The 15,520-nt window shown below is 50.8% G+C and carries 12 protein-coding genes; 7 read left to right on the forward strand and 5 right to left on the reverse strand.

What is annotated here, in order from left to right; genetic code table 11:
* The coding region (locus tag VFS25_RS16720) for a M28 family peptidase (protein ID WP_326463310.1) at nucleotides 1-1,250 on the forward strand (1,250 nt) is incomplete at its 5' end.
* Between the two features lie 166 nt (nucleotides 1,251-1,416).
* Nucleotides 1,417-2,172 carry a hypothetical protein gene (locus tag VFS25_RS16725; protein ID WP_326463311.1) on the forward strand — a complete coding sequence of 252 codons (756 nt, stop codon included), beginning with the start codon at nucleotides 1,417-1,419 and terminating at the stop codon, nucleotides 2,170-2,172.
* Nucleotides 2,173-2,294: 122 nt separating this feature from the next.
* Here VFS25_RS16725 and VFS25_RS16730 read toward each other — a convergent pair whose 3' ends face one another.
* The gene (locus VFS25_RS16730) at nucleotides 2,295-3,143 is read right to left on the reverse strand and encodes an endonuclease/exonuclease/phosphatase family protein (protein WP_326463312.1); all 849 of its coding nucleotides are present in this window, start codon (nucleotides 3,141-3,143) and stop codon (nucleotides 2,295-2,297) included.
* A gap of 2 nt (nucleotides 3,144-3,145) precedes the next feature.
* Nucleotides 3,146-5,911, reverse strand: coding sequence for a leucine--tRNA ligase (gene leuS / locus VFS25_RS16735; RefSeq protein ID WP_326463313.1), 2,766 nt, complete (start codon nucleotides 5,909-5,911; stop codon nucleotides 3,146-3,148).
* Nucleotides 5,912-6,054: 143 nt separating this feature from the next.
* Here leuS and VFS25_RS16740 point away from each other — a divergent pair, with 143 nt between their 5' ends.
* The 3 genes from VFS25_RS16740 to VFS25_RS16750 are packed head-to-tail and all read left to right on the forward strand — an operon-like array spanning nucleotide 6,055 to nucleotide 8,061.
* Nucleotides 6,055-6,927, forward strand: a complete 873-nt coding sequence (locus VFS25_RS16740; protein WP_326463314.1) for a cell division protein FtsX — start codon at nucleotides 6,055-6,057, stop codon at nucleotides 6,925-6,927.
* Between the two features lie 39 nt (nucleotides 6,928-6,966).
* Nucleotides 6,967-7,236: a DUF3098 domain-containing protein gene (locus VFS25_RS16745; protein ID WP_326463315.1), complete on the forward strand. Its 270-nt coding sequence runs from the start codon at nucleotides 6,967-6,969 to the stop codon at nucleotides 7,234-7,236.
* 24 nt (nucleotides 7,237-7,260) lie between these two features.
* The gene (locus VFS25_RS16750) at nucleotides 7,261-8,061 is read left to right on the forward strand and encodes an undecaprenyl-diphosphate phosphatase (RefSeq protein WP_326463316.1); all 801 of its coding nucleotides are present in this window, start codon (nucleotides 7,261-7,263) and stop codon (nucleotides 8,059-8,061) included.
* A gap of 157 nt (nucleotides 8,062-8,218) precedes the next feature.
* Here VFS25_RS16750 and VFS25_RS16755 read toward each other — a convergent pair whose 3' ends face one another.
* Both VFS25_RS16755 and tsaE read right to left on the reverse strand, forming a co-directional pair.
* Nucleotides 8,219-9,412 carry an alanine dehydrogenase gene (locus VFS25_RS16755; RefSeq protein ID WP_326463317.1) on the reverse strand — a complete coding sequence of 398 codons (1,194 nt, stop codon included), beginning with the start codon at nucleotides 9,410-9,412 and terminating at the stop codon, nucleotides 8,219-8,221.
* Between the two features lie 99 nt (nucleotides 9,413-9,511).
* The gene (tsaE, locus tag VFS25_RS16760; protein ID WP_326463318.1) at nucleotides 9,512-9,949 is read right to left on the reverse strand and encodes a tRNA (adenosine(37)-N6)-threonylcarbamoyltransferase complex ATPase subunit type 1 TsaE; all 438 of its coding nucleotides are present in this window, start codon (nucleotides 9,947-9,949) and stop codon (nucleotides 9,512-9,514) included.
* A gap of 216 nt (nucleotides 9,950-10,165) precedes the next feature.
* Here tsaE and VFS25_RS16765 point away from each other — a divergent pair, with 216 nt between their 5' ends.
* Together VFS25_RS16765 and VFS25_RS16770 are read left to right on the forward strand one after the other, a co-directional pair.
* The gene (locus tag VFS25_RS16765; protein WP_326463319.1) at nucleotides 10,166-12,268 is read left to right on the forward strand and encodes a cation-translocating P-type ATPase; all 2,103 of its coding nucleotides are present in this window, start codon (nucleotides 10,166-10,168) and stop codon (nucleotides 12,266-12,268) included.
* A gap of 32 nt (nucleotides 12,269-12,300) precedes the next feature.
* Nucleotides 12,301-14,202: an ATP-dependent DNA helicase RecQ gene (locus VFS25_RS16770; RefSeq protein WP_326463320.1), complete on the forward strand. Its 1,902-nt coding sequence runs from the start codon at nucleotides 12,301-12,303 to the stop codon at nucleotides 14,200-14,202.
* 261 nt (nucleotides 14,203-14,463) lie between these two features.
* Here the strand turns inward: VFS25_RS16770 and VFS25_RS16775 are convergent, their stop codons facing one another.
* Nucleotides 14,464-15,513 carry a Gfo/Idh/MocA family oxidoreductase gene (locus VFS25_RS16775; protein WP_326463321.1) on the reverse strand — a complete coding sequence of 350 codons (1,050 nt, stop codon included), beginning with the start codon at nucleotides 15,511-15,513 and terminating at the stop codon, nucleotides 14,464-14,466.
* Nucleotides 15,514-15,520 lie beyond the last annotated feature (7 nt).

Raw genomic sequence — 15,520 nt, forward strand, 5'->3', positions numbered from 1 at the left:
ACGCCCGCTCCCAGGATAGCATCAGCAGCAAAGAGGTAAAACGGATCATCAGCACCCTGGCGGCAGATGATATGCAGGGGCGCAAAACATTCTCTCCCGGGATAGATAAAGCAGCCACTTTCATTGAACAGGAGTTTGAAAAGGCCGGCCTGCAGCCCTTGCAGGGCAACAAAGGTTTCCGGCAAACCTTTTACATGTACCGGGTAAAACCGGTAAGCGTAAGCCTGACCATTAACGGCGAAAAGCGTATACCCGATAACGTTATTGTAAAAAGTACGGCCGGCCAGCTTACCTGGAACCAGGAAGGGCAGGTGGCTGAGCAGCATATAAAAGCAGGCGACAATTTTTTTGACCGCGTGCGCGCCCTGCGTTCACAAAAAGGTAATACCATTATATGGGTAGATGCCGCGCAGCATGAAAACTTCCGCCGCTACGGCGAATACCTGCAGCAAAATTACCAGGTGCCGGACAGCGGCAACCTGGTGCTGGTATTAAAGGAACCAACTGATACGGCCATACGCAGCGTAAACCTGGATGTGCACCAGCAGGTAACGCCCTTACCATTATTCAATGTAGCAGGTATGATACCCGGCAGCAGCCGGCCGGATGAATATGTGATTTTTTCGGCCCACTATGACCACCTGGGCATACAAAAGCCCGTGGAGCAGGATAGTATCGCCAACGGCGCGGATGACGACGCCAGCGGCAGTACCGCTGTAATTATGCTGGCGAACTATTATAAACATCACGCTCCTGCACGCACACTGATATTTGTAACTTTTACCGGCGAGGAAATGGGCGGCTTTGGCTCCCGTTATTTTTCACAGCAGCTGCAGCCGGAAAAGATCGTAGCCATGTTTAACATTGAAATGATAGGCAAGGAGTCTAAATTCGGTAAGAACAGCGCATTTATTACCGGGTTTGAGCGGTCCGACTTCGGGCAAATACTGCAGCGCAACCTGGAAGGCTCCGTCTTTCATTTTTACCCGGACCCTTACCCCGACCAGCAGCTGTTTTACCGTTCGGATAACGCTACCCTGGCCCGTTTAGGAGTGCCTGCACATACAATTTCCACTGACCAGATTGATACGGACAGCCTTTACCACACTGTAAATGACGAGGTAGAAACGCTGGATATACAAAACATTACCAGCACTATACAGGCCATTGCCGTAAGCGCAGTGTCCATTGTAGACGGCAGGGACACGCCTACACGCGTAGCCACAGAAAACCTGAAACCCCAGCACTAGCTGCTTTCAGCTATATGGTTGCAGCTGTTGAGTTGGCTATTGGGTACCAACCCGGCTGCAACCATTTACTGAAACTAGTACTTTAATCCGGTTAACACTTTATCTCCTGATTAAAGCTTACATTCACACTGGTTTCACAATTCCCCACTTTAAAACCATATCTACAATGCAACTTAAATTCCACCAATGCTGCGGAGCGCTGGCCCTGGCGTCAGCTGTCTTCTTTTCCGCGTGCTCAAAACAGGACACATCCAATCCACAACCGGCCAATGCCAACGGCCAGATCAGCTACGAAATGGCTGCTGAAAATCCGAACAGCACTATCAGCGGCGATGCTGCGGGTATTGAAAAGCTGGCGGCTATTACCAACCAGCCTTCTATGGCTAAAACCACCGGGCTGTTTGATTTTACCTGGACGGAAGTAATGCTGCGCATCCGGGAAATAAAGTTCAGCGCCCGGAAAGGCAGTGATGAAGTGAACTTCAGCGCCAAGGTAGATAAGCTGGTAGATGTGCTGAAAGCTATCGGCTTTATTGGTGTAATTGACATTCCGAACGGCACGTATCAACATGTAAAGGTGTATGTAAAAGCAGCCGGTGATACCACAAACCCCGCTGCCATCCTGAAAGGAAAGATCACCTGGCAGGGAACAGATATTCCCTTTAGCATACGCCTGGCCGGCACCATGACCATGAAGGCCGATGCGCGGGATGTAGTAGTAAGCGATACCAGTCTTTCCATGAAAGGTAAGCTGATGCTGGATTTGAAAATAGTAACCGCCAAGCTGCAGCTGGGAGATTTTACCGGTTCATTCAGCGGCGGACAGCTGGTAATAAATGTGAATTTGAACACCGGTATGGGCGGGAAGATACGCGGCGGCTTTGAAAGCTGTATGCATGCCGACCACAGGCGCAACGACTAGCGTATAACAAGAAATTAAAAACAGGAACAGGAAAAGCGCCATTGCTTGCCGGCAGCTTTCCGTTCCTGTTTTTTTATTGCATACCGGTTAAGCACCGGTTGTGTAGTATGTAGTTGCTGTGATTATAGTATTTCCAGCCTGCAGAACACGGCAAAGTGGTCAGAGGAGAACCGGCCCTGCCAGGTAGGCGATAAGGTGGCATGCTGCAGCACGCGGAATTTGCCTTTCAGGAAAATATGATCAATGGGCTGGTCCGACAGCTCGGCCTGTTTAAACCCGTTGAACGTGCCTGTAGGGCCGTAATGCGGGGTTTGGCTAACAGCTTTGCTGTCTGTTAAATGCAGCGGATCTTCCTTGTTCACAATTACCCGTATAGGCTCATCATCGGGCGTGGCATTAAAGTCGCCGGTAATAATAGCCGGTGTGCCGCCCGCAATGGCATGTACCTGTTTTAACAGCAGGTGGGCGCTCTCCCGGCGGGCTACCTCTCCCTTATGATCAAAGTGGGTATTGAAGTGGAAGAATACCTTGTTCGTTTTTTTATCCCTGAACTTGCCCCATGTTACAATGCGGGTAATAGCGGCATCCCATCCTTTGCTGCCCGGTACCTGCGGCGTGGCCGACAGCCAGAAGGTGCTGCTTTGCAGCAGCTGCAGGCGGGTGGTATCGTAAAAAATAGCGGAAAACTCGCCCTGGGTTTTCCCATCGTCGCGGCCTACGCCAATGTATTTATATTGCGGCAGCCGTTGCTGCAGGTCGGTCATCTGAACATACAAAGCTTCCTGCACGCCCAGTAAACCGGCCTGGTGAAAAAGCACTTCGCTGGCTACTTTATCCTTCCGGTAAGGCCACGCATTCAGGCTGTCGGCCGGTGTGTTCATGCGAATGTTGAATGTCATGATGTTTAACGGCGTTTGCGCCCCTGCGCTGCCGGCAACCAGCAACAGCAGCCATAATAATGCTTTTCTCATGTTTATACTACTACGTTAATCATTCTTCCTTTTACAATTACCACCTTTTTCAGCGGCTTACCTTCCATCCATTTCTTCACCACTTCATTGGCCAGCACTTCCTGTTCAATGGCGCTGTTTGCTGCATCCAGCGCAAAGCCCATTTCCGTGCGGGTTTTGCCGTTCACTGCAACCGGGTAGGTAAAGGCGCTTTCCTTTACATACTGCTCTTCAAACACCGGGTAAGGGGCATCCAGTATGCTGGTGGTATTGCCCAGCAGCTGCCACAGCTCCGCGCAAATGTGCGGCGCGTAGGGCGTAAGCAATATCAGCAGCGGCTCCAGTATGCTGCGCTTGTTGCACTTCAGCGACGACAGCTCGTTCAAACAGATCATGAACTGGCTTACGGCTGTGTTGTAAGAGAAGCTGCCGGTATCTGCATCAATTTTCTGGATGGTTTTATGCAGCACCTTCAGCTCTTCCGGGGTAGCGGGTGCGTCTTTTACTACCAGGCCTTTCTGCTCATCGGCATACAGGCGCCAGAACTTTTTCAGAAAGCGGTGCACGCCTTCAATGCCCTTGGTTTCCCAGGGTTTTGACTGTTCAATGGGCCCCAGGAACATTTCATACATGCGGTAGGTATCTGCACCGTATTTATCCACTACATCTTTCGGGTTAACGGTGTTGAATAAACGCTTGCTCATTTTCTCCAGCAGCGTGCCGCAAATGTATTTACCGTCTTCCAGTATAAACTCCGCATCGCGGTAATCCGGTTTCCACTGGCGGAAGGCTTCCAGATCCAGTTCTGTGCCGTCTACAATATTTACATCCACATGCAGCGGGTCGGTTTCATACTGGTCGCGCAGGCCGTGCGATACAAAGGTATTGGTGCCGCGTACGCGGTACACCAGGCGCGAGCTGCCGCCTATCATACCCTGGTTAATGATCTTTTTATACGGCTCATCAAATCCAATGTAGCCCAGGTCATACAGCACTTTCGTCCACATACGGGAGTATAGCAGGTGGCCCACGGCATGTTCTGCGCCGCCCACGTATACATCTACCTGGTTCCAGTAATCTATGGCTTTACGGTCGGCAAAAGCGGTATTGTTATGCGGGTCCATATACCGCAGAAAGTACCAGCTGCTGCCTGCATAACCGGGCATGGTATTGGTTTCGCGCCGTATGCCGGGGGCAATGTTCACCCATTCCGTTACATTGGCCAGCGGGCCTTCGCCATCTTCGCCCTGTTTGTAATGCTCTACATGCGGCAGTTCTACCGGCAGCTCATTTTCTGCAACCGGATAGGCGATGCCGTTTTTATAAATAACCGGGAAAGGCTCACCCCAGTAACGCTGGCGGCTAAAACCGGCATCGCGCATCTTGTAGTTGATTTGCCGCTTGCCAATGCCCATTTCCTCTATTTTATCAGCTACAACATCCATGGCGGCCCGCATGCTCATGCCATCCAGGAAGTCGCTGTTCTGCAAAACGGCGTCTTTGGTGGGGTTGGCTTCGGTTCCGTTAAAGGCGCTGCCGATAATATTGGTAATGTGAATGTTAAAGTGTTTGGCAAACAGGAAGTCGCGCTGGTCGCCGCAAGGCACGGCCATAATGGCGCCGGTGCCATAGCCTGCCAGTACATATTCAGAGATCCATACCGGTATGGGCTGCCCGTTAAAAGGGTTCAGCGCATAGGCGCCGGTAAAGCAGCCGGTGATTTGTTTTACCTCTGCCAGGCGCTCCCGCTCGGAGCGGCTTTGCACATAGTCGAGGTATTTTTCTATTGCTGCTTTTTGTTCAGGCGTGGTAATGCGGTTCACCAGGTCGTGCTCGGGCGCCAGCACCATAAAATCCACCCCGAAAATAGTGTCCGGGCGGGTGGTGTATACGGTAATGTGCTGGTTGGTGTCCTTAACGTTAAAACGGATTTCCGCGCCCTGGCTTTTACCGATCCAGTTACGCTGCATTTCTTTCAGCGCATCGCTGTAATCTACCTGCTCCAGGCCTTCCAGCAGGCGGTTTGCATATTCTGTAATGCGCAGGAACCACTGCCGCATTTTCTTTTTTATTACAGGATGGCCGCCACGTTCGCTTACGCCGTTCACTACCTCATCGTTGGCCAGTACTGTGCCCAGGGCCGGGCACCAGTTCACCTCTGCAAAGGCCAGGTAAGCCAGGCGGTAGTGCATCAGTATTTCGCGCCGGCGCGGTTCATCAAAGCTGCTCCATTCTGCAGCGGTAAAGCGCAGGCTGCGGTCGCCGGGGCACTCATGGCCGGCATTGCCTTCTTTTTCAAACAGCGCGGTTAAGGTGGCAATGCGTTCCGCCTTTTGTGTGGCGCGGTTCATCCAGCTGTCGAACAGCTGCAGAAATATCCACTGCGTCCATTTATAATAGCCCGGGTCGGAGGTGCGGAACTCCCGGTCCCAGTCAAAACAAAAGCCAATATGATCCAGCTGCTGCCGGAATGCATTAATATTCTGCTCGGTAGTAACGGCGGGGTGCTGCCCGGTTTCCAGCGCATACTGCTCTGCCGGCAGGCCAAAAGCGTCATAACCCATGGGGTGCAGCACATTAAAGCCTTTCAGCCTTTTATAGCGGGCATAAATATCCGATGCAATGTAACCCAGCGGGTGCCCTACATGCAGGCCGGCGCCGGAGGGGTAGGGGAACATGTCCAGTACATAACATTTGGGTTTGGAGCTGTTATTGCTCACCTGGTAAGCGCCTGTTTGCTTCCAGTGTTCCTGCCACTTTCTTTCAATATCCCTGTAGTTGTATTCCATATAAAAAAGCTATATAACAATAAATGCAAAGAACCAATGTGTTACTGCAAAATTGTTACATTGTTAAAATTGTCCTATTAGGATTGGCAAAATTAAACATAAGTCCCAATTTTTATTATTTTCGCCCATAAACTCTAGGTTTAATGGCGCAACCGGGAAAATCATCAGCAAAACGATCCAAACCTTCTTACTTATATTCTATCATCGGTGTGGCCCTGGTATTATTCCTGCTGGGAACACTGGGCCTGATTATTATTCATGCCAACCGTTTGAGCGCGTATTTTAAAGAAAGCATTGAGATCCAGGTGATCCTGCGTGATAATGTACGGCAGGAGCAGGCGCTGGCCCTGCGCGACTCCATTGCAGTAAAGCCCTATGTGAAATCAATCGAATACGTATCGAAAGATATGGCGGCCGACCGCTTTAAAAAGGAGTTCGGGGAAGATTTCATTAACCTGCTGCAATACAACCCGCTGTACGCCAGCATTAACATCAAGGCCAATGCCAGGTATGTGAATGCCGACAGCCTGCGTGTTATAGAAAAGAACCTTACCCAGCAAAGTATTGTACGCGAAATATCGTACCAGCGTTTACTGGTTGACAAGCTGAATGAGAACGTGCGGAAAATAGGCTTTGTAATGCTTTCCATCAGCATTTTACTGGCCATCGTAGTAATTGTGCTCATTGATAACACCATTCGCCTGGCCATGTTCAGCAACCGTTTCCTGATCAAAACCATGCAAATGGTAGGCGCTACCCGTGGTTTTATTGCCAAGCCGTTTGATATACGCAGTATTATTAACGGTGCTTTAAGCGCCATTATAGCCATTGTAGCGCTGATGGGGCTGCTGTATTTTGCAGACCAGTGGCTGCCGGAGCTGACCGGCCTGCGGGATTATTTTATGATCACCCTGTTATTCCTGGGCATGATTGTAATTGGCATCTGTATTTCTTTTGTAAGCACGCATCGTTCTGTGATGAAGTATTTACGCCTGAAGCTGGATGACCTGTATTAACGCAATAACAACCTGATAATCCTAATTCAAAAATCATATATGGCTAAAGAAACCAAACCGGCCGCAGCAGAAAAAGCAGTTATAGAAAGCCGCCCGGTATTTGCCAAAGATAATTTCAAGATCATGATTGCCGGCCTGGTAGTGGTAGTAATAGGCTTTTTGCTGATGTTAGGCGGCGCCAGCAATGATCCTAACACCTTTAAGCCGGAGGAAGTATACAGCTTTCGCAGAATAACCCTGGCGCCCATTGTAATTATACTGGGCCTGCTTGTAGAAGTATATGCCATTATGCGTAAACCGAAAGCCTGATCTTAGACCCACCAGCCATCGAGAATGACCACATTACAAGCTATTATTATAGCCATCGTAGAGGGATTGACAGAATTTTTGCCGGTTTCCTCCACCGGCCACATGATTATTACCAGTGCTTTGCTGGGCATTAACAAGGATGAATTTACCAAGCTGTTTGAAGTGTGCATACAGCTGGGCGCCATCCTGGCCGTGGTGGTTTTGTACTGGAAAAAGTTCCTGGTGTTTGACAAGAACCGGCTGAACTTTTATATAAAGCTGATCATAGCCGTAATACCGGCCCTGATTATAGGCTATCTTTTTTCCGATATGATAGATGAGCTGCTGGAAAGCCCGCTGGTAGTAGGCATTACCTTACTGTTAGGCGGTATTGTGCTGCTGTTTGTAGATAGCTGGTTTCAGCATCCTGAAATAGACTCCGATGATAAAATGAACATTTTCAAGGCCCTGCGTATTGGTTTCTGGCAGTGCCTTGCTATGATACCCGGCGTGAGCCGCAGCGCAGCCTCCATTATCGGCGGCATGCAGCAAAAGCTAACCCGTAATGTGGCCGCTGAATTCTCCTTTTTCCTGGCAGTGCCAACCATGGCCGCTGCTACCGGCTACAAGCTGCTGAAAGGCCGCGAGCTGCTGATGGCCCACCCCGGAAACCTGAAGCTGCTGCTTATTGGTAATGTAGTAGCTTTTGTGGTTGCCATGCTGGCCATTAAATTCTTTATTGACTCCCTGAAAAAATATGGCTTTAAAATGTGGGGATATTACCGCATACTGGTAGGCATTGCTATCCTGGCAGCCATAGCCATGGGACACAGATTAGATGTGTAGATATGCAAATATGCAGATGTGCAGATGGATTGACGTTTGATGTGAAAGATTAGATAGCTAAAGAATTTATTTACGGCATAGTGCAGTCGCTTGCATGTGTGCTACCGCACATTTACTTATTTGCACATTTCCCCATCTGCGCATCTGCACATCAACCTCACCCTTTTACTGCCAGCAGTAGTTCCAGGTCGGTATATTTTAATTTGAACTTCTCGCTCAGGTGATAATTGGTAAGGGCGCCTTTGTACAGGTAAATACCATTGCGCACGCCCCGCTTTATCCATACCAGGTTTTCAAAACCGCCGTCATCAGCGGCTTCTATCAGTAAGGGCATCAGCACGTTGCTGATGGCTTCTGAAGCAGTGCGGGCAAAGCCCGATGGAATATTAGGCACGCAGTAATGGAGCACATCGTACTTTTTGAACACGGGGTTTTCATGAGAGGTGATCTCTGAGGTTTCAAAACAGCCGCCGCGGTCTATGCTTACATCTACTATCACGGAGCCGGCTTTCATGTTGCTTACCATCGACTCTGTAACCACTACCGGCGTGCGGCCGCTCTGGGAGGAGAGGGCGCCTACGGCAACATCGGCGTTCCGCAGCTGTTCCGCCAGCACCTTAGGTTGTATTACGGAGGTAAATACGCGCACGCCAATATTGTTCTGCAGGCGTTTGAGCTTATAAATGTTATTATCAAAAACTTTTACAGAAGCGCCCAGGGCCAGGGCGGTACGGGCGGCAAATTCCCCTACGATGCCTGCGCCAATGATCACTACTTTGGTGGGCGGTATGCCGGTAACGCCGCCCAGCAATATGCCTTTACCCTTATTGCCATTGCTGAGGTACTGGCCGGCTATAAGCATTACTGCGCCCCCGGCTATTTCGCTCATGGCCCGTACAATAGGGTAGGTGCCTGCATCGTCTTTCAGGTTTTCAAATGAAAGGAGGGTGATGCGCTTTTCCATCATCTTCTCTACCTGCTGCGCCTTAAGGGCCGCCAGGTGTATGGGAGATATAACAATCTGGTGCGGGTGCAGCAGCTCTATCTCTTCATCATTCAGCGGGGCTGATTTTACAATGATCTCCGCTTTATACACTTCTTTTTTATCGTACACAATTTCAGCGCCTGCTTCTGAGTAATCAGTATCGTAGTAGTGCGATCCGTCGCCGGCTTTATGCTCCACCACTATATGGTGCCCGTTGGTGGCCAGTATGCTTACCGCATCCGGCGTTAAGGCAATCCGGTTTTCCTGAAAGGAGTTTTCTTTGGGTATGCCAATGAATAAACGGGAATTTTTCTGCGGAATATCCAGCGTTTCCTCCATTGGTGAATAAGTAAAGCCAGCACTCACAACAGGTTTTTGCCTTTGCTCCATATTCGTGTGAAAATTGTTCAGTGAAATTACGAGATATTCAAAGATAAGTTATTTAAAGATTGCCCTTTCATGCTGTTACCCCGCATCCCGCACCACGGAAAGCCGGCGGCGCTGGTCGGGCAATACCTCCAGCTGCAGGTGAACGGCATCCGGCGGCAGCAGGCGGGTAATAATGCCCGGCCACTCCACAAAGCATACGGCGCCCGGCTGGTACAGCGTATCTTCTATACCCGCGGCTATGGCCTCATCCTCATCCCGCAGACGGTACAGGTCCAGATGGTAAATAGTATGTGCGTGGTTTTGGCCGTTATGATATTCATACTGGTTAATAAGGGCAAAGGTGGGACTGGCAGTAGCATCTTCCACGCCTTTGGCGGCGCACAGGGCTTTTACAAGGGTTGTTTTGCCCGCGCCCATTTTTCCATCAAGGGTAAATACCTTCGGACCGGTAAAATGGGCCCAGAAAGCCAGGGCGGTTTCTGGTAGCTGGGCTTCGTTAAATGTCCATTCCATAACCAAAATTAGCAAATAGCGCGCAGATGTGCAGAGCAGATGTGCGAATGTGCAGATATGCAAATGGAAAGCCGTCATGCTTCAGGTACCTGCACATCTGCATATTTGCATATCCGCGCATTTATTGCATGCCCGTTGCATTAATATTTTATCGCCAAACCTGCGCAGTTTCTAAATTTGTTTAAGAGCGGCGTGTTTCACCATTAATTGACCAACATGGAAACGATCAGTTGTAAGGTAAAAGGGATGAATTGTACCAGCTGCGCGCTAACCGTATCCAAATACCTGGAAAATAAAGGCATGCAGGATGTGCAGGTAAGCTTTGCCACCGAAGATATTAGCTTTACCATGCCAGGTGGCGGCAGCTCCGCAGAAGTGTTGAAAGGCATCAACGCACTGGGCTACCAGGTAGTAATGCCGGATGAGCAGGCGCCCCCGGGTGCATTTTTCCAAACCCTGCGTTTTAAATTCCTGGCCTCCCTGGTGTTTACAGCGCCCCTGCTGCTGCACATGTGGGTTAGCTGGCCCTGGCTGCATAACCCCTGGGTACAGCTGGCCCTGGCCACACCGGTGTACCTTATCGGGATGTGGCATTTTGGGCGCAGCGCTTTACGTTCCCTGGCAAATGGTATGGCTAATATGGATGTGCTGATTACCCTGGGCGCTACCGCTGCCTATGGCTACAGCCTCACCGGCACCCTGCAGCACCTGGGGCCGGCATATATGTTCTATGAAACAGCTGCCGCTATTATTACCCTGGTGTTCCTGGGCAATTTGCTGGAGGAAAAATCCGTAAGGCAAACCACTACCGCTATTACTGCCCTGGCTAAAATGCAGGTTACCACGGCCCGCCTGATTGACGACAGCCACGGGCATGAGCATATCCGCGAAGTAGATAACCAAACCCTGCGCCCGGGCGATAAGGTGCTGGTGAACAGCGGCGATAAAATTCCCATGGATGGCACCATTTACTGGGGCGGCGGTACTGTAAACGAGTCAATGATCACGGGCGAAAGCACGCCGGTGGCCCGTAATGAAAAAGATAAGGTGATAGGCGGCACCATCCTGGAAGAGGGTACGCTGAAAATGTTTATAACTGCTACCGGTAAAGATACCGTGCTTTCCTACATCATAGAGCTGGTAAAGCAGGCCCAGGGCACCAAGCCGCCTATGCAACGCCTGGCCGATAAGATCAGCGCCATATTTGTACCGCTGGTGCTGGGCATTGCGCTGCTTACCTTCCTGGGCTGGTGGCTGCCGGGGCATGCCACCCTTGTAAATGCAATGATGCGCAGTATAGCCGTGCTGGTGATAGCGTGCCCCTGCGCTATGGGCCTGGCCACACCGGCTGCGGTAATGGTAGGCCTGGGCCGCGCTGCCCGCAACGGCATACTCATTAAAGGCGCTCAAACGCTGGAAGCATTTCGCAGCATACGTTATGTGGTGTTTGATAAAACCGGCACCCTTACCACCGGCAAGCTGCAGCTGGGCAGCTACCGCTGTTTTGATATAACGGATGATGATTTCAGGAAGATCGTATACAGCCTTGAAAAATATTCATCCCATCCCATTGCCCGCTCTATTACCGCGCAGTGGAAAGGCGCGGGAGAGGTAACCTTACAGCAGGTACGCGAGTACAAAGGCAGGGGCATGCAGGCGCAGGATAAAACAGGCAACCAATGGCAGCTTGGCTCTTTTGCAATGGCGCAGCAGGCCACACAAGACGACAGCCATAATATTTACCTGCTGCGCAACGGCCAGCTGGCAGGCTGGGTGGATTTTACCGACGAGCTGCGGCCGGATGCCGCGCAGGCTGTACAGCTGCTGAAACAGGCCGGCCTGGAGCCGGTGCTTTTAAGCGGCGATACCCTCCGCAAATGCCGGGAGCTGGCGCAGCAGGTAGGTATTGAAACCATATACGCCGGACAAACATCGGAACAAAAGCTGCAAAAAATAGATGCCCTTATGCAAACCGCCCCTGTTGCCATGGTGGGCGATGGTATTAATGATGCCCCTGCGCTGGCAAAAGCTACCATTGGTATTTCCCTGAGCGATGCTACCCATGTGGCCATGCAAAGCGCCAATGTGGTGCTGCTGCACAACAGCTTGGCTGCCCTTCCGCTGGCGCTGGGCCTGGGCCGCCACACTTACCTTACTATAAAGCAAAATCTTTTCTGGGCCTTTATTTATAACATAATAGCCATACCGGTAGCGGCCCTGGGACTGCTGAACCCTATCTGGGGCGCAGGTATAATGGCGGTATCAGATGTGGTACTGGCCGTAAATTCCGTACGTTTAAGGTATAAACGGGTGGTGTAGCGTATTCCCCTTTTTTCTCTTTCTTTGCACCCGTGAGCACACCTGCTTCCATATTGCAGCAATACTGGGGTTATGCCCAATTTCGTCCTTTACAGGAAGATATCATCCGTGCTATATTATCCGGGCACGATACGCTGGCATTGCTGCCTACGGGCGGCGGCAAATCCGTTTGCTTCCAGGTGCCGGCTATGCTGCAGGAAGGCGTGTGCCTGGTTATTACCCCGCTTATAGCCCTTATGCGCGACCAGGTAACTAACCTGGAGCGGCGCGGCATTACCGCTGCTGCTATTTATGCCGGGCTTACCAACAAAGAAGTGGAACAGGTGCTGGAAAATACAAGGCGGGGCCGGTATAAGTTCCTGTATGTATCGCCTGAAAGGCTGCAAAGCCGCCGTTTCCTGGACTATTGCGATGGCATGCCGGTGAACCTGCTGGCAGTGGATGAAGCGCATTGTATTTCCCAATGGGGGTATGATTTCCGGCCGGCTTACCTGCAGGTTGCCGCTATCCGCAGCTACTTTCCCAAAGCGCCGGTGCTGGCGCTTACTGCTTCTGCCACCCCAAAGGTACAGGCAGATATTTGCGATAAGCTGCTGATGCAGCACCCCCGTATTTTTACCAAAAGCTTTGCACGGGCCAACCTCTCCTACAGTGTGATGGAAGAAGAAAGCCGGCAGGATAAGCTGAAGCATATACTCGACCGGGTGCCCGGCTGCGCCATTGTGTATTGCCGCAACCGCAAGCGCACCCGCCAGCTGGCCGACCTGCTTACATTGCAGGGCATACCAGCCTCCCACTACCACGCAGGCCTGCCGCCGGAAGAGCGTACGGCCCGGCAGGAGGCGTGGATAAAAAATGATGTGCGTGTAATGGTTTGCACCAACGCCTTTGGTATGGGTATAGATAAGCCGGATGTGCGTTTGGTAATACATTACGATGTGCCGGACAGTCTGGAAGCTTATTACCAGGAGGCCGGCCGCGCCGGCCGCGACGAGCAAAAGGCCTATGCCGTACTGCTGTATAACGAGCCGGAGCTGGAGGAAATGCATGACCGTATTGCGCAGCAATTTCCCTCCCTGCAGGAAATAAAGCACGTGTACCAGTGCATTGTAAATTATTTGCAGGTGGCGGTAGGCAGCGCCGAAGGCCTGTATTTTGACTTTGACATCAATGAATTTGTAAAGCATTTTCAGCTGAACATTACCGTTGCATACAGCGCTATACGTATACTGGAGCAGGAGGGCGTGCTGCAGCTGAGTGAAAGCGTGTACCTGCCCTCCCGCGTAATGTTTATTACCAATAAGGAAACGCTGTATGCCATAGAAGCGTCGCAGCCTGCGCTGGACCCCATTATAAAAGCGCTGCTACGCACCTACGAAGGCATTTTTGATATTGAGGTGCGGGTGTTTGAAAAGCAGCTGGCGCGTATTTTACGCCTGCAGGAGGCGCAGGTGGCAGCGCAGCTGCAGCAGCTGCACCAGCGTGGCATTATCCTGTACCGTCCTAAAAAAGATGAGCCGCAGCTTTGCTTTTTACAGGAACGGTTACAGGTGCAAAACCTGCGCATTAATATGGAGCGGGTAGCTGCCCGCAGGCAGGCTTATACGGAAAGGCTGCAGGCCATGTTCCATTATGTGCGTAACCGGAAAACGTGCCGTACACAAGCCCTGGTAGCCTATTTTGGCGAAAAGGAAAATACAGCGTGCGGTATCTGCGATGTATGTATTGCTGCCAAACGCAAGCCGTTGAGCGAAACAGAATTTGAACGCATAGCTGCACAGGTAATGCAGCACCTGCAGCAGCCCATGCAGCTGCAGTTATTGATAAACCGCTTGCCTGGCATTGCGGAAGACCGTTTGCTGGATGTATTGCAGTTCCTGGTATCGGAGGAAAAAGTGATGAGGGATGGAGATGGGATATTGAAATTAAAATGATATACGATCCTATAATAACGGGCAGGACGGAAGCAAAAATTAAACGGCTCAAGCACGGTACCATACCGAACTTAAGCCGCCTGATTTTAAAAATCTGCCTGACTTTTGGAGGGACTTCGACTTTTGCCCTGTCTTAATACCTTTTACTGCTTTGTGGGTATTCTGCAGCACCTGGGTCAGTCTAATGTTCATGCAACCGCTGCAGCCATTATTACCCTGCTCACCACCGTTATTACTACCTCAACGCCTGCCGGCAGATTATTATGCAATATCTACTACCTTTCTTTCATTGCTGCTCTTAAAGGCAGCTTCAATAATTTTAATGATCCGTACCCCGTCTGCAGCCGGTACGGGATTGGGAGCGCCATTTACCAGCGCATCATAAACGCCCTGGTAATAGTCCAGGTAATTACCGGAAGGAGAGGGCAGGTACTCTTTCACAATCTTACCATCTTTTTCGGTGTGCAGCAGGCCCCACTCATGCTCGCCTTCCTCACCCCAACCCGGGCTATCGGGCAGCAAACCCCGCTGCAGCTGCGCTTCCTGCACATCGGCCTTGGTTTTTATGAAAGAGCCTATACGGCCATGGAACTGGTAAGAGGGGAGGGCCTGCCTTACCAGGTAGCTGGTGTGCAGCCTTACGCGCAGGTTATCATAATAGAACACCAATTCAAAATAATCATCTACTACAGACTCCCTGCGAATAACGCGGATGTCGGCCCACAGGCTTTTAGGCATACCAAACAGCAACAGCGCCTGGTCAATAATATGCGCGCCCAGGTCGTATAAGGCGCCGGTACCTGGGTTGGCTACCTCTTTATGCTTCTTGTAGCTCAGCTCTTCCCGGAAACGGTCGTAATGGATCTCTGCTTCCAGTATGTCACCCAGCACGCCGGATTGCACCACTTCAGTAACAATCTTGTAGTCGCTGTCGTACCGGCGGTTGTGGAACACGCTCAGGAAAACGCCTTTGGACTGGGCCAGCTCCTGCAGCGCCTGGCCTTCTGCCGATGTAACGGTAAAAGGTTTTTCTACAATCACATTTTTACCGGCCTCCAATGCGGCTTTGGTATAATCGTAATGAGTATAGTTGGGCGTGTTTATTACAATCAGATCCAGGGAAGGGTCTTTCACCATATCCTCAACACTCGTATATACTTTAACGTTAGGATATTTCTGGCGTGCGATGTTTTTGCTTCTTTCTACTACTGCGGTAAATTCAAAGCCCGGGTGCACGTGTATAAACGGTACGTGGAATATTGTGCCAGACATGCCATAGGAGCAAACGCCTGTTTTGATGATCCTGTCCATATTGTAA

The organism is Chitinophaga sp., from assembly GCF_035761305.1.
Lineage (GTDB): Bacteria > Bacteroidota > Bacteroidia > Chitinophagales > Chitinophagaceae > Chitinophaga.

Bases quoted from the DNA above. Each gene is read 5' to 3' on its own strand.
- VFS25_RS16765 (WP_326463319.1), top strand. From the start codon at position 10,166: ATGGAAACGATCAGTTGTAAGGTAAAAGGGATGAATTGTACCAGCTGC.
- VFS25_RS16745 (WP_326463315.1), top strand. From the start codon at position 6,967: ATGGCTAAAGAAACCAAACCGGCCGCAGCAGAAAAAGCAGTTATAGAA.
- VFS25_RS16740 (WP_326463314.1), top strand. From the start codon at position 6,055: ATGGCGCAACCGGGAAAATCATCAGCAAAACGATCCAAACCTTCTTAC.
- leuS (WP_326463313.1), bottom strand. From the start codon at position 5,911: ATGGAATACAACTACAGGGATATTGAAAGAAAGTGGCAGGAACACTGG.
- VFS25_RS16730 (WP_326463312.1), bottom strand. From the start codon at position 3,143: ATGAGAAAAGCATTATTATGGCTGCTGTTGCTGGTTGCCGGCAGCGCA.
- tsaE (WP_326463318.1), bottom strand. From the start codon at position 9,949: ATGGAATGGACATTTAACGAAGCCCAGCTACCAGAAACCGCCCTGGCT.
- VFS25_RS16775 (WP_326463321.1), bottom strand. From the start codon at position 15,513: ATGGACAGGATCATCAAAACAGGCGTTTGCTCCTATGGCATGTCTGGC.
- VFS25_RS16750 (WP_326463316.1), top strand. From the start codon at position 7,261: ATGACCACATTACAAGCTATTATTATAGCCATCGTAGAGGGATTGACA.
- VFS25_RS16725 (WP_326463311.1), top strand. From the start codon at position 1,417: ATGCAACTTAAATTCCACCAATGCTGCGGAGCGCTGGCCCTGGCGTCA.